At 45.4% G+C, this 13,900-nt stretch carries 10 protein-coding genes; 3 read left to right on the forward strand and 7 right to left on the reverse strand.

The features are described from left to right. Positions 1-64: 64 nt before the first annotated feature. The 3 genes from V7051_RS05040 to glgB all read right to left on the reverse strand — a co-directional run bounded on the left by V7051_RS05040 (position 65) and on the right by glgB (position 4,680). A complete protein-coding gene (locus V7051_RS05040; protein ID WP_333873590.1) occupies positions 65-835 on the reverse strand; it encodes a polysaccharide deacetylase family protein in 771 nt (256 codons plus the stop codon). A 189-nt stretch (positions 836-1,024) separates the two neighbouring features. Next, the gene (gene glgA, locus V7051_RS05045) at positions 1,025-2,458 is read right to left on the reverse strand and encodes a glycogen synthase GlgA (RefSeq protein ID WP_333873591.1); all 1,434 of its coding nucleotides are present in this window, start codon (positions 2,456-2,458) and stop codon (positions 1,025-1,027) included. A 47-nt stretch (positions 2,459-2,505) separates the two neighbouring features. Further along, positions 2,506-4,680, reverse strand: coding sequence for a 1,4-alpha-glucan branching protein GlgB (gene glgB, locus V7051_RS05050; protein WP_333873592.1), 2,175 nt, complete (start codon positions 4,678-4,680; stop codon positions 2,506-2,508). A 91-nt stretch (positions 4,681-4,771) separates the two neighbouring features. Between glgB and glgC the strand changes: the two genes are divergently transcribed. The 3 genes from glgC to malQ all read left to right on the forward strand — a co-directional run bounded on the left by glgC (position 4,772) and on the right by malQ (position 9,283). Then, positions 4,772-6,052 carry a glucose-1-phosphate adenylyltransferase gene (glgC, locus tag V7051_RS05055; protein ID WP_333873593.1) on the forward strand — a complete coding sequence of 427 codons (1,281 nt, stop codon included), beginning with the start codon at positions 4,772-4,774 and terminating at the stop codon, positions 6,050-6,052. Further along, entirely contained in the window at positions 6,042-7,733 is a 1,692-nt protein-coding gene (locus tag V7051_RS05060) for a glycoside hydrolase family 57 protein (protein WP_333873594.1), read from the forward strand. The genes glgC and V7051_RS05060 overlap by 11 nt, the downstream gene beginning before the upstream one ends. Before the next feature lie 80 nt (positions 7,734-7,813). Further along, positions 7,814-9,283 carry a 4-alpha-glucanotransferase gene (gene malQ / locus V7051_RS05065; RefSeq protein WP_333873595.1) on the forward strand — a complete coding sequence of 490 codons (1,470 nt, stop codon included), beginning with the start codon at positions 7,814-7,816 and terminating at the stop codon, positions 9,281-9,283. A gap of 38 nt (positions 9,284-9,321) precedes the next feature. Here the strand turns inward: malQ and V7051_RS05070 are convergent, their stop codons facing one another. The 4 genes from V7051_RS05070 to V7051_RS05085 form a co-directional block, all read right to left on the reverse strand. Continuing rightward, a complete protein-coding gene (locus tag V7051_RS05070) occupies positions 9,322-10,188 on the reverse strand; it encodes a quinoprotein dehydrogenase-associated putative ABC transporter substrate-binding protein (protein ID WP_333873654.1) in 867 nt (288 codons plus the stop codon). Between the two features lie 125 nt (positions 10,189-10,313). Next, complete coding sequence (locus V7051_RS05075; RefSeq protein WP_333873655.1) at positions 10,314-12,170, reverse strand: methanol/ethanol family PQQ-dependent dehydrogenase; 1,857 nt, start codon at positions 12,168-12,170, stop codon at positions 10,314-10,316. Between the two features lie 296 nt (positions 12,171-12,466). Next, entirely contained in the window at positions 12,467-13,192 is a 726-nt protein-coding gene (locus tag V7051_RS05080; RefSeq protein ID WP_333873596.1) for a UDP-2,3-diacylglucosamine diphosphatase, read from the reverse strand. Between the two features lie 53 nt (positions 13,193-13,245). Next, positions 13,246-13,758 (reverse strand): peptidylprolyl isomerase, encoded by a 513-nt coding sequence (locus V7051_RS05085; protein ID WP_442919620.1) that lies wholly within the window; start codon positions 13,756-13,758, stop codon positions 13,246-13,248. Positions 13,759-13,900 lie beyond the last annotated feature (142 nt).

A 13,900-nucleotide genomic window follows, 5' to 3' on the forward strand; every position in this document is an offset into this window, starting at 1 on the left:
ACCAACCTTTACGACAGAGTTGTTCAAAATGTATGAGGAGTCCATATCATCCCTCATCATTCATTTATTCATAGGCGTCTATCTTCAAAAGCTGCTCTATACTGACAATTTTATAGCCGTTTTCTTTCGCAAAATTAAGCGTTTGTTTTAATACCTGCACGGTTTTATCCGAAGTGTCATGAAACAGAATAATAGCGCCCGGTTTTAGTTGTGTTTGTATGCGCCGGGTTATGGTTTGCGAGGTGTCGGCGGTGGTATCGAATGAGCGGATGGTCCAGCCGATGATGCTGTAATTCAAACTATTTGAGGCTTTTACAAGATTGGGTGTAGTCACTCCATAGGGCGGCCTGAATAATTTCATGCGTTTGCCGATGACTTTGAAGACACTTTCTGTTGTTCTGTCTAGTTCATTCTTAAAACCTTGCAAGCTTTTAAAATCGACATAAAAAGAATGCGTGTAGCTGTGGTTGCCAATGCTGTGCCCTTCTGCATCCATTTGCTTCAAAATATTTTCGTTGCCCTCTATGTTTTTGCCGGTAACAAAAAAAGTTGCCGGAGCATTGAACTGGGCTAATGTTGACAGCACCTGTGGGGTGTATTCCCGGTTTGGTCCATCGTCAAACGACAGGGCAATTTCTTTTTCCGAGACATTCGCATAACAATAGGCTTGGGCGTGAAAGTTGGATTGAATGACTGCCGAACCGTAAATGATTAATGCCAGACAAATGGTGCTTGGCAATAGCAGCCAACCTAGGCTGATTCCAAAAAATGTGTGTAACAAACCAATAACGCTGATGGCGATAAGGAATCCGTTACGTGTTGATTTAAATGTCATTTGATGTGATTGCTGATCTTGCAAGAGAAGTAGATCGGGTTAATGTAGCGGGTAGAGCAACGCGACTTGTAAAGCACGAAGTGAAACCCATCGCGTCTATGATTCGTTATGATGGGTTTCGGCTAGTGCCTTTACTCATCCTACCCACTTGATTTTTTGTGGGTGTCGGAGTGGCAGGGGATAATTACTTTACAGATGGCTGTATAAGGTCATGTATTGCTGGGCGCTTTTGCTCCATGAGTAATCTTTTTGCATACCATTGGTTTGTAGCTGTTTCCAGGTTTTAGGGTGGTTATATAAAATAAGCGAGCGTTTAATGGCTTCCATCAACGTTCCGGCGCTTGCTTCATTGAAAACAAATCCCGTTGCGGTGTGATTGTTCAGTGTTTCGGGGACTGTATCGATGACGGTATCGGCGAGTCCTCCGGTTTTTCTGACTATGGGGATCGTACCGTAGCGCTGGCTGTATATCTGGTTTAAGCCGCAGGGCTCAAAGCGCGATGGCATCAGGAAAATATCCGCACCCGCTTCAATTAAATGCGCCAGCGTTTCGTCATAACCGATAGTGATCGATATTTTATCGGGATGGCTTTCGGCAAAATTATGCAGGCGTTGCTCAAAACCTTTGCTGCCGCTGCCAAGCAATACAAATTGTAATGGATGATCCAGCATTTCAGGGAGGCAGTCCAGTATCAGGTCGATACCTTTTTGTTCCACCAAACGGCTGATCAGCCCGAACACGGGAATGTTTTTGTCTACGGGCAAGGAGAGCTTTTCCTGTAGCGCTGTTTTATTCAGCAGTTTTTTATTGATTGATAAACGATTAAACGTTTGGCTGATGTTGACGTCGGTTTCAGGGTTCCAGTGGTCGGTATCTATGCCGTTGATGATGCCGCTCAGGAAATCTTTCCGGTAACTTAACAGGCCTTCCAGTCCGTAGCCGAATTCGGCAGTTTGAATTTCTTTGGCATAGGTCGGACTAACCGTGGTGATACGGTCCGAATAGACTAGGCCGCCTTTAAGAAACGACAGCATGTCATGGAATTCTATACCGCTCGGGTTCCAAAGTTGTCCCGGCAAGTTTAAGGAAAGGTAAGTGGCTTTTGGGAAAACTCCCTGATAAGCCATGTTATGTATCGTGAAGACGAGAGCGGGGCGGCTGTATTCGAGCGACAGCAGCGCAGGCACCAGGCCGCTTTGCCAGTCGTTGCAGTGGACGATGTCGGGCTTCCAGTCCAACCAGCTCCGGTTCATCGCAACTTCTACCGTGACGCGGCAAAACAGGGCAAAACGTTCAGCGCTGTTCGCCCACGGTTTGCCGTGTTCATCAACATAAGGGTTGCCCGGAAAATTAAAGAATTCCGGACAATCAACCAACCACACGATGACACTGGTTTCCGGTAACCGGGTTTCCAGAATATTTACCGCATAATTGTTTACATACACTGTACTGAGGTAGCGAACCTCTTCAGTCGTTTTGATAGCCTGATAATTGGGCATGATAATGCGCACATCTTCACCCAGCTCCGATAACGCCTTGGGCAGGCTGCCGGAAACATCTGCCAGGCCGCCGGTTTTAATTAAAGGATGGGCTTCACTGGTGACAAAAAGTATTTTTTTCATTTACCTGTTTGTAATTTTTATTAGATATAGAGGGCTGGTTTTGATAACTATAATTTCAAGATTACAGCCCCCAGAGGGGGTAAAGTAAGGCTGATAGAGTGGGGCTGATTCATCCAGGGTGTAGGTTCTGATAAGGCAGCGCCATTGCCGATATTACCGCCGTCGTAGTAGCCGGAGTCGGAATTGAATATTTCCGTATAGCTGCCTGGCACAGGCACGCCGATCCGGTATTGCTCACGGGTGACCGGTGTGAAATTGAGCACGACAATCAAATCTTCATGTTCGGTTTTGCGCCGATAACTGATAATGGATTGTTGCACATCGTGGCAGTCGATCCAGTCAAAACCTTGATGATCGAAATCATGCTGGTATAAAGCCGGGTGTTTTCTGTAAAGATGATTCAGGTCTTTTACCAGCGCTTGTATACCTTGGTGGTGCGGATAGTCGAGAACATACCAGTCCAAGTCCTTGTTAAAATTCCATTCGGTGCCTTGGCCGAATTCACAGCCCATGAACAGCAGTTTTTTGCCGGGATAGGTGTACATCAAGGTGTACAGCAGGCGCAGGTTGGCGAAGCGCTGCCATTCATCCCCCGGCATTTTGCTGACCAGTGAGCCTTTGCCATGTACCACTTCATCGTGGGAAAAAGGCAGGCAGAAGTTTTCGGTAAAGGCATAGAGCATACCGAAGGTAAGCTGGTCATGATGATATTTACGGTGTATCGGCTCCTGGCTCATGTACGCCAGCGTATCGTGCATCCAGCCCATATTCCATTTCATCGAGAAGCCTAGTCCGCCGGTCCAGGTCGGACGGGTCACCTGAGGCCATGATGTGGATTCTTCAGCCATCATCACTGTGCCGGGATGTTGCTGGTGAGTGACGGAATTGAGTTCTCTCAGAAAATCGATTGCTTCCAGATTTTCGTTGCCGCCATACATATTGGGAATCCAGTCGTTATCTTTACGGGAATAATCCAGATACAACATTGAGGCGACGGCATCGACGCGCAAGCCGTCAAGATGAAACTCCTCCAGCCAGAAAATGGCGCTGGCCAGCAAAAAGTTTTTCACTTCATTGCGGCCGTAATTATAAATTAATGTGCCCCAGTCGCGGTGCTCGCCCTTGCGCGGATCTTCGTGTTCATAAAGCGCGCTGCCGTCAAAACGGGCCAGCGCAAAGCTGTCTTTAGGGAAATGCGCGGGCACCCAATCCAGAATGACTCCGATACCGTTTTGATGAAAGGTATCGATGAAATAGCGAAAATCATCCGGTGTGCCGTGACGACTGGTCGGAGCAAAATAACCGGTGGTTTGATAACCCCAGGAAGCATCCAGCGGATGCTCGGTTACCGGCAATAACTCAACATGGGTAAAGCCCATTTCTTTGACATATTCGACCAGTTGCGTGGCTAGTTCACGATAATTGAGGAAATTGCCCAGATGGTCGCGGCGCCAGGAGCCCAGGTGAACCTCGTAGATAGACATAGGCTCATGCAGCCAATTATGGCGGATACGGTCGTTCATCCATTGCTGATCCTGCCACGGATAGCTGTTTTCATGGACCACAATCGACGAGGTATTGGGACGGAACTCGAACTGTTGGCCATAAGGGTCGGTTTTTAACAGAATCTCATGGGTGTTGCGGTTTAATATCTCGAATTTATAGTAACAGCCGGCGTGTAAATCCGGCACAAACAGCTCCCAGATACCGCTGCCGCCTAAGCTGCGCATTGGATTGCAGCGTCCGTCCCAGCGATTAAAATCGCCCACTACGCTGACGCGTCCGGCATTCGGAGCCCAGACGGTAAATAAAACACCGTCAATACCATCTACATTGTGTAGATGGCCGCCCAGTTTTTGATAAATATGCCAGTGTTTGCCTTCGCCGAATAAATGCTGGTCGAACTCCGGCATTTGGGTGCCGAAATCATAAGGGTCATAGTTTTCGTGGCTGTAACCACTCTTGTCTACCCAGGACAATTGATAATGTTCTGGCAATTGTCCATGTTCGGCGTTATATTCGAAAAAGTCTGTATCGGGTAGCCGGTTTAAAGCCGCGCCGTTATGGCTAAAGCATACTGTTTCTGCATAAGGCAGATACACCTTAACTTGAAGGTGATTGTCCTTGAGATGGCGACCTAAAATTGAAAAAGGATCATGATGTCTGGCTTCCATGATTTTTACAGCATCAGAATCAAGTGCGTTTTTAGATTGCTTTTTCACTATGAATAGCCTCGGCGTAGTGGAATAATAGTTAGGTGAATGTTACCAAACACATCAAGAGTTGTCAGTCTATTCCACATGGAGATGAAAAATGTCAGCGTCAAGCAATCAAAAGCATGATCATAATGTTGGTCATTTAACCCGTAATACCATCGCGTTAATATTGGCCGGTGGTCGCGGTTCACGGTTAATGAATATGACCGATTGGCGCGCCAAGCCGGCTGTACCTTTTGGGGGTAAATTCCGGATTATTGATTTTCCCCTGTCAAACTGCATGAATTCCGGTATACGCAAGATAGGCATTTTGACTCAATACAAGTCGGATTCGCTGATCAGGCATATTCAGCAAGGCTGGGGATTTTTGCGTGGTGAATTTGGCGAATACGTCGATTTAATGCCCGCTCAACAACGGCATGATGAAAATTCTTGGTATAAGGGCACGGCGGATGCCATTTTTCAAAATATTGACATACTGCGCAGCCGCAATCCAGAGCACATTTTAGTGCTGGCCGGTGACCATATTTACAAAATGGATTACGGCGCGATGCTTGCCGATCATGTTGAAAAAAATGCCGATTTAACAATAGGCTGTATAGAAGTTTCATTGCAGGATGCAACGGCTTTCGGCGTTATGGATGTGGATGAAAATCGGCGGGTCAGGGCTTTTGTCGAAAAGCCGGAGCATCCGCCGCTTATGCCGGGCCGAACCGACACTGCATTGGCGTCCATGGGGATTTATATTTTTAATGCCAGGTTTTTGTTCGAGCAATTGCTTAAAGATGCCGACACCAAAAGTTCAAGCCGGGATTTCGGTAAAGATATTATTCCAGCGGTTATCGATAAATATATAGCCAACGCTTACCCCTTTTTGGACTTGCAAAGCGGGGAACAGAGCTACTGGCGCGACGTAGGTACCATAGATGCCTATTGGTCTGCGAATATGGAATTGATTGGGGTTAAGCCGGATTTGAACTTGTACGATAAAACCTGGCCTATATGGACTTACCAGGAACAAACGCCACCGGCTAAATTCGTTTTCGATAGCGATAAAAGGCGAGGCCAGGCCGTTGATTCCATGGTTTCAGGAGGCTGTGTGATTTCCGGAGCGAAAGTCAGGCATTCCTTATTATTTTCGAATGTTCGCGTTAATTCGTATACGGTTTTGCAAGATACCATTGTTTTGCCGGAAGTTAATATCGGTCGTCATTGCCGTATTACCAAGGCGATTATAGAAAAAGGCTGTGAAATTCCGGAAGGCACTATAATTGGTGAGGATAGGGCCGAAGACGAAAAGAAATTTCATGTCAGTCCCGGCGGAGTCGTTTTGGTTACACCGGATATGCTGGGGCAAAAAAGACATTATGTCAGATAAAAAAAAATTGAAATTAGTCTTATGCTGGCACATGCATCAGCCGGAATACAGGGATTTGCAATCAGGGGAATTTAAGCTGCCATGGACGTATTTGCATGTCATTAAAGATTATGTAGATATGGCCGCGCATCTGGAAGCAGTGCCGCAGGCCAAGGCGGTAGTGAATTTCGCGCCGATACTTCTGGAGCAAATCGAGGAATATGCCAGGCAGGTCAACGGCTATCTGCATGATCGAATTTCAATTACCGATCCTTTGCTGGCTGCGCTGGTTAATCCCTGTATCCCGGCAGACCCTGAAGAGCGCATGAAGCTGGTTAAAGATTGCATGCGCGCCAACAGGGAGAGGCAAATAAACCGTTACCCGACTTTCAAAAGATTGGTTGAAATGGCCGATTGGCTTGAACATCATTATGATTCATTAACCTATGTTAATTCTCAATTTATCAGTGATGTTCTGGCTTGGTATCATTTGATTTGGATGGGAGAAACCATAAAGCTAACGGATAGTCGAATAAAACGCCTGATAGAAAAAGGATCCGGCTATACGCTGCACGACAGGATCGAAATTATAGAGGTCATTGCCGAGCAATTGACCAGTATTATCTGTAGATATAAGTCATTAGCCAGAAAAGGGCAGGTGGAGCTTTCTGTGACGCCTTACGCCCATCCTATCCTGCCGCTTTTGCTGGATTTGAATTCTACCCATGAAGCTATGCCTGATGCACCTTTGCCGGAGTTGGATACTTATCCGGGCGGAGCAGAGCGCGTTTTGTGGCATCTTGATAAGGGTGTCCAAACCTTTAAGCGATTATTCGGTTTTAGACCTAAAGGTTGCTGGCCTTCGGAAGGCAGTATTAGCGATCAAACGCTGAAAGTATTGAGTGATTTTGGCTTTGACTGGACTGCAAGCGGCGGTTCAGTGCTGCATAATAGTTTGAGTCTTCCCGAAAACGATAAAACAGGGATTCATCATCCTTTTAAGCTTAAAGAAACTGATATAGCCTGCTTTTTTCGTGATGATGGCTTATCAGACCTTATCGGTTTTGAGTATTCAAAATGGCATGCCGATGATGCTGTCGGCGATTTGATTCATCATCTTGAAAATATTGCTGATCACGAACCCGGTGACAAGGTGGTTTCAATCATCATGGATGGCGAGAATGCATGGGAATATTTTCCTGCTAATGGTTATTACTTTCTCAGTGCCTTGTATGAACGGCTGGCGGGGCATCCCAGTATTGAATTAACTACTTTTTCGGAATGTTTGCAAAATAAGGTTGAGATAAAGCCACTGACAAAGTTGGTTGCAGGCAGTTGGGTCTACGGTACGTTCTCGACCTGGATAGGCGATGCAGACAAGAATCGCGGTTGGGATATGCTTGGCGATGTTAAGTGGGCATTTGATAAGGTAATTGCCGCCGGCAGATTAACGGATAAACAAGTGCAACAGGCTGAGTTGCAGCTGGCCGTCTGTGAAGGTTCCGACTGGTTTTGGTGGTTTGGCGATTACAATCCAGGGGAAGCGGTCAGTAATTTCGAAAAACAATATCGGCTTAATTTAGCAAACTTATATAGATTGTTGGGAGAAGAACCGCCCGCTTATTTATCGATGTCGTTTACGCAGGGTTCCGGTGCTCCCGCGATGGGAGGGGCAATGCGTCCAGGCGTCGAACTTACATGATTGATGGTTATTAGTATTTAGTCCTCCGCATTTATCAAAACCAGCAACTGAAACATAAAATAAACTAGAGATCACTAAGTGTGAATGACATCTTAAATAAACGACGCGCCGGTATTCTATTGCATATTACCTCGTTACCGGGGGCAGGTCCCCAAGGAGACCTCGGTGAGGAAGCTTTCAATTTTGTAAAATTTCTGCATGATAGCGGGGTAAGTGTATGGCAGGTTTTGCCTTTAGGCATGACTCATGCCGATGGTTCTCCTTATCAGTGCTTGTCTGCCCATGCCGGTAATGCCGCATTAATTAATATTGATTGGCTGGTGAAGCGCGGCTGGCTGCAACAGTCTGATAAGTGTGAAGAGTGTGCCGGAAACTGCGCCACAATATGTCTGGTAGCAAAATCGTACCATGGATTTTCGGAGCGTGCGGAGCAAAAGGATAAGGATAGTTTTGCACATTTTTGTCAGGAAAAAGCATTTTGGCTCGATGATTTTGCTTTATTTATGGCTCTTAGGGCTGAGTTTAATCAGCAATCTTGGAATGAGTGGCCTGAGCATTTTAAGGAAAGGGATACAAAATCAATAAAAGAAGCGCGTCGTCGGTTAAAAACACAAATTGAATGCATTAAATTTGAGCAATATGTATTTTTCCAGCAATGGTTGGAATTAAAAGCCTATGCTAATAGGCATGGGGTTTTTTTATTTGGTGATATTCCTATTTTTGTGTCTTATGACAGTTCGGATGTCTGGGCTCACCGTGAGGTTTTTAAACTTGATGAATCAGGCGAAATGTCTGTCGTCACAGGTGTGCCGCCTGATTATTTTTCTGAAACAGGGCAGCGGTGGGGTAATCCGCACTATAACTGGAACCACTTGAAAAAAACCGGATTCCATTGGTGGGTTGACAGGATGGAAACCCAGCTTGAGTTGTTTGATATTATTCGGATCGACCATTTTCGGGGGCTTGAAGCCGCTTGGGAAATACCGGCCAATGAAGATACCGCAATTAATGGATTATGGGCTAAGGCGCCAGGCAAGGCATTATTGAACGCGATAAAAGCGGCGCATGGTGCGATTCCATTGGTTGCCGAGGACTTGGGGATTATTACTCCTGAAGTCGAGGCGCTAAGGGATGAGTTTGATTTGCCCGGTATGAAGATTTTACAGTTTGCATTTGGCGGCGGCCCTAATAATCCTTATTTGCCTGATAATTATGAAAAAAACTGTGTTGTTTATACCGGTACCCATGACAATGACACGACTTTAGGTTGGTTGCAGGGCATTAGCAATGATGAGAGGAATTACATTTATAATTATCTCGGCAATCCAGCAATGCCATTGCATTGTGCATTAATTCATGCCGCATTGGCATCGGTTGCAAATCTTGCAGTAATTCCGATGCAGGATATTTTGGAGCTGAATTCCGAGCATCGAATGAATACTCCAGGTACGATGGTGGGTAATTGGAAGTGGCGCTTTCAGTGGAATCAGCTGTCACATGAACGTGCGGTCAGGTTTGCGTATTTGGTTGGATTGTTTAATCGTAAATAATGCCTGTTGGGGCGGCCTGTAGGTCGCCCCCATCAAGATTAATGGTTGTCTTCTTTAATAGCTTGTTTAGGCAGTGGTAACAAAGGAATATGATAACTCGTCATAATAGATCGAATTTCATCTGCTTTGGCCGCTATCAGCTTGTTAAGGGTTTCTTTTCTTGCCTTATCGCCTTTGCGAACGCCCATCGCCATAGCAAAATCAAACTTCATGTCAGGAGTTGATTTCATCGGAATCATTGAATAACTGTTTTTGGGGCTTTGTGCGACGACATAACCTGCCATAGGCCCCCACAAAATAACCATGTCAATTTTCTTCGCTTTAAGATCTTTTTCTATTTGCATCGCTACATTATTTTCACTGTCACCTGACATTGACTGATAGGGAATGCCAACGTCCAGTAGCCCATGCTTTTGCATCCAGGTTGTTCCTGGACCGCGATCAAACATCGCAATTTTTAATGATTCCTGTTTTTGCAACGGCAGATCGACCAATTGAGCGGGATCGGCAATATTATCCCAGCCGCGGCCTTTGGCGATTAAAAGCACATAAGTTGATTGATAGTAGGGCGAGGTTGTTAAAGTGAGGTCGTAATCTGCTGGAACTCCCATAACGACGTCGCATTTATATTCGTTACTGTCTACATCGCTGTCGTTTAACGGCGCATTTAATGTGTTGCGGATAAAGCCGAGACGTTGCGGAAGCCATGTATACTCAATAGTCTGCCCAAGTTCTTTGGCAAAAAGTTCGGCAATTTTGTTTTCAAAGCCGTCTTTGTTTTTTGTTGAATAAGGCGGGTTTAACGGGTCGGCACAGACCTTGAATTTTTCTTCTGCTGAGGCAGCAGAGCTGAGCGAGGCTAACAGGATGGCTAAGTATGTTATGTGTCGAGGTAAGGTCCTCATTAAAATCTCCTTGTGTGTATCAACTAATAAGGAGTCATAGTTTACTGCATAAAGAGCCAAAAAAAAGCCCTGGTTGGTTTATCAACCAGGGCTTTTAATATTTCAATCTAAAGAATCAGATCGATTTAGTTGCTGGGCAATGTGAATACAGTTAATGTACCGCCCAGTTTAGTGTAAGAGCTCAAGCTTCTGTAAGCGCCCACAGCTCCCAAACCTTCTGAGTTTGAGTTTGATTCACCAGTGTCAAGACCGGCAGCGATACCGATACCTGCCCAGCCGCCGATACCTGAAAGAACGCCAACATATTGCTTGCCGTCATATTCCCAAGTATTAACGTTGCCGATGATGCCTGAAGGTGTTTTGAACTTGTACAGTTCTTTACCTGTTTTGGCGTCAACCGCTTTCAAGTAGCCTTCCAGAGTGCCGTAGAATACTATGCCGCCGGCAGTCGAAACAGAGCCGGACCAAACAGAGAATTGTTCTTTGTTAGACCAGGCAATTTTACCTGTTTTCGCATCATAAGCTGTGAATTGACCCAGGTTAGTTGAATTGTCCGGCTTGCCAGTCAATACATCAGCGCCTGCAGGCATCATAGTTAAGGTAGCGCCAACGTAGGGTTGACCCGCTGTGTATGATACTTCGAATGGTTCGTAGTCCATGCACAAATGGTTGCCGGAGATATAGAACAAGCCGGTTTGTGGCGAGTAAGAAACCGGTTGTTGGTTTTTACTTCCTAACGCAGCAGGGCAAACGCCTGTTGTGTTAACGTCTTCGCCGTTTTGTTGAGTACTGTACTTAGCTACAACTTGCGGACGGCCGGTGTTCATGTCGACATGAGTTGCCCAGTTAACTGATTTGTCGAATTTTTCAGCAACAAGCAGTTCACCGGTTTCACGATCTAAAGTGTAGCCAAAACCGTTACGGTCGAAATGCACGATAGTTTTATGCATTTTGCCTTTAACTTCCTGATCAACCAGAACGGTTTCGTTGATACCGTCAAAATCCCACTCATCGTGCGGAGTCATTTGGTAAACCCATTTAACCGCACCGGTGTCAGCGTCACGAGCCCATAATGACATGGACCATTTATTGTCGCCTGGACGTTGTACAGGGTTCCAAGTAGATGGGTTGCCTGATCCGTAGTAGATCAGGTTCAATTTAGGGTCGTAACTAGTCCAGCCCCAAGTTGTACCACCACCGATTTTCCATTGGTCGCCTTGCCAAGTGCTTAAGCTTGAGTCAGGGCCAACTGGAGTAACTTTGCCATCTTTCCAGGTAGTTGTTTTCTTGGCATCAATCAGCGTGTCTTTGTCTGGGCCCATGCTGTAGCCTTTCCAAGTCAATTCGCCGGTGTTGATGTCATAAGCCGCTAAGAAACCGCGAACACCAAATTCACCACCAGAAATACCAGTTAAAACTTTATCTTTAACAACTAATGGCGCAGCGGTATTGGTCATGCCCAGCTTAGGGTCACCGTTTTGTACGCTCCATACGCGTTTACCGGTTTTAGCGTCTAACGCAGTTAAAACGGTGTCAGATTGTTGCAGGAATATTTTGCCGTCACCATAAGCCAAACCACGGTTAACAGTGTCGCAACACATGACCGGAATAGTCACATCAGCATCTTGTGTTGGTGTGAATTCCCAGATTACAGATTGAGTTTTTTGGTCAATTGCGTAAACGGTATTTGGAAAAGGTGTATGAATGTAAAGAACATCATTAACAACCAACGGGCCGCCTTCGTGTCCACGCAAGACGCCTGTAGAAAAAGACCAGGCTGGTTGCAGATTCTTTACGTTCGTGGCGTTGATTTCACTTAATTTACTGTAACGAGTACCTGCGTAATCACCACCCCAAGTTGCCCAGTTAGCTGGGTTCTGGGTGAGTTTTTCAAGATCGCTGTTAGCAGTTGAAACTGCTGGTGCAGCTAATAAAGCAGCCACACTGGAAGCAAGCAGCCAACTTTTCAAAGGCTTCTTCATATTATATTTCTCCTGGTATTCTGTTAATTTGACAGAATAGTGATTATGTTTTTTAGGACTAATATTAGTTTTAGGGTGGTTTTCATGCTCCATGGATACAGGAAATTTTCACTCTAGGCGCCTAAATTTAATGATTTTGCCCCAAAAGTCAACTTTTATAGGTATTGCTGCAAAGCGATCTCTTGTAACGTTTTGAAAACACAGGGGTCGACAAAATTGCTTTTTGCGAATAACGCTCAAACTGAAGAAGCTGTATATGAATTAGCGATAGTTGATATCAAAAACGAACCGATAGGCTAAAGAGCTTCAATTTGATAACCATCATTGTTCCAGCATAATACTTCCGCTGCATGCTTGCTCCATGCGGCAAGTACAAAACGCTGGGCGGTTTGGTCGTCTATTTTAAAGGTATGGATAGCTGGACGGTGAGTATGTCCGTGGATCAAGCGCAAGCAGTGTCGTTCACGCATAATGTTAAGCACGGTGTCCTGATTAACATCCATAATGTCCTGCGATTTTTTGCGTTTGTGGAAATAACTGCGAACACGATACCAGCGCGCTGCAAGTAACCGTAAAAATAAAGGCTTGGATAGTACGGATTGTTGCCATTCCGGAGTATGCGATTTTGTGCGGAATGCTTGGTAGGGCAGGTCGTCGGTACATAGCAAATCGCCGTGTGTGAGCAGCGTCGGCGTACCCTGTAAATCGATAACAGCGTATTCATCGATAAGCGTAACGCCGGTATCCTCGGAAAACTGTTTACCTAGCAGAAAATCACGGTTGCCTTGCTGTAAATAAACCAGAGTGCCCGAATCTGTCAGTTTTTTAAGCTGTTCCCTGATTTTATTGTTAGGCGGGGTAGGGTCGTCATCGCCTATCCAGGCATCGAAAAGATCGCCCAGTATATAAACGGCAGCGGCTTTGGGCGCCCTATCATTCAGGAATGCTAGAAATCTGCGAGTGATTTCAGGTTTTTCCAGGGAAATATGCAGATCTGAGATAAACAGGATTTCTTGATTCATAAGTAAAGAAGGCGCAAAGCAGACAAGTATATATTCGACCTTGCGCCTTAAGCTTATTTAATAACTTCAGCTTTTTCGATGATGATGTCGGTTTTAGGCACATCCTGATGCCCACCACGGTTGCTGGTGGGCTCTTTAGCCATTGCATCGACCACATCCATGCCTTCGATAACTTCGCCGAATACCGCATAGCCCCAGCCGCTTGGTGTTGGGTTGGTATGATTCAGGAACGCATTGTCTTTATAATTAATAAAAAACTGTGCTGTTGCCGAATCGGGAACATTGGTGCGTGCCATGGCTATAGAGCCACGCTTATTCGTCAAGCCGTTATCGGCTTCGTTTTTGATAGGATCATGAACCGCTTTTTGTTTGAAATCGGTATCAAAACCGCCGCCTTGCGCCATAAATCCAGGGATTATGCGATGGAAAATAGTGTTGCTGTAAAAGCCTTCATTAACATAAGTTAGAAAGTTTGCCGATGAAATAGGCGCTTTTTCAGGGTTCAGCTGAATAATAATTTCACCCAGGGACGTTGTTAATTTAACTTTTGATGGTGTATCAGACATTTTATTTTCCGTTGCGAATGAAAGTGTTGTGGTTAAAAGCAGCATCATGGAGAAAATGAAAGCACGCATGGTTTTCCTTGTAGAGTGATGCAAAGAACAAATTCTAAGTGTTTTTGTCTTGAAAGAGAAGCATGCGCTTGGT

The sequence above is a fragment of the Methylobacter sp. genome (genome assembly GCF_036845245.1).
GTDB lineage: Bacteria > Pseudomonadota > Gammaproteobacteria > Methylococcales > Methylomonadaceae > Methylobacter_A.

Excerpts from the sequence above, each read along its gene's own strand:
- V7051_RS05075 (WP_333873655.1), bottom strand. The coding sequence starts at position 12,170 with ATGAAGAAGCCTTTGAAAAGTTGGCTGCTTGCTTCCAGTGTGGCTGCT.
- glgA (WP_333873591.1), bottom strand. The coding sequence starts at position 2,458 with ATGAAAAAAATACTTTTTGTCACCAGTGAAGCCCATCCTTTAATTAAA.
- V7051_RS05085 (WP_442919620.1), bottom strand. The coding sequence starts at position 13,758 with ATGTCTGATACACCATCAAAAGTTAAATTAACAACGTCCCTGGGTGAA.
- V7051_RS05040 (WP_333873590.1), bottom strand. The coding sequence starts at position 835 with ATGACATTTAAATCAACACGTAACGGATTCCTTATCGCCATCAGCGTT.
- V7051_RS05060 (WP_333873594.1), top strand. The coding sequence starts at position 6,042 with ATGTCAGATAAAAAAAAATTGAAATTAGTCTTATGCTGGCACATGCAT.
- glgC (WP_333873593.1), top strand. The coding sequence starts at position 4,772 with ATGTCAGCGTCAAGCAATCAAAAGCATGATCATAATGTTGGTCATTTA.
- V7051_RS05080 (WP_333873596.1), bottom strand. The coding sequence starts at position 13,192 with ATGAATCAAGAAATCCTGTTTATCTCAGATCTGCATATTTCCCTGGAA.
- V7051_RS05070 (WP_333873654.1), bottom strand. The coding sequence starts at position 10,188 with ATGAGGACCTTACCTCGACACATAACATACTTAGCCATCCTGTTAGCC.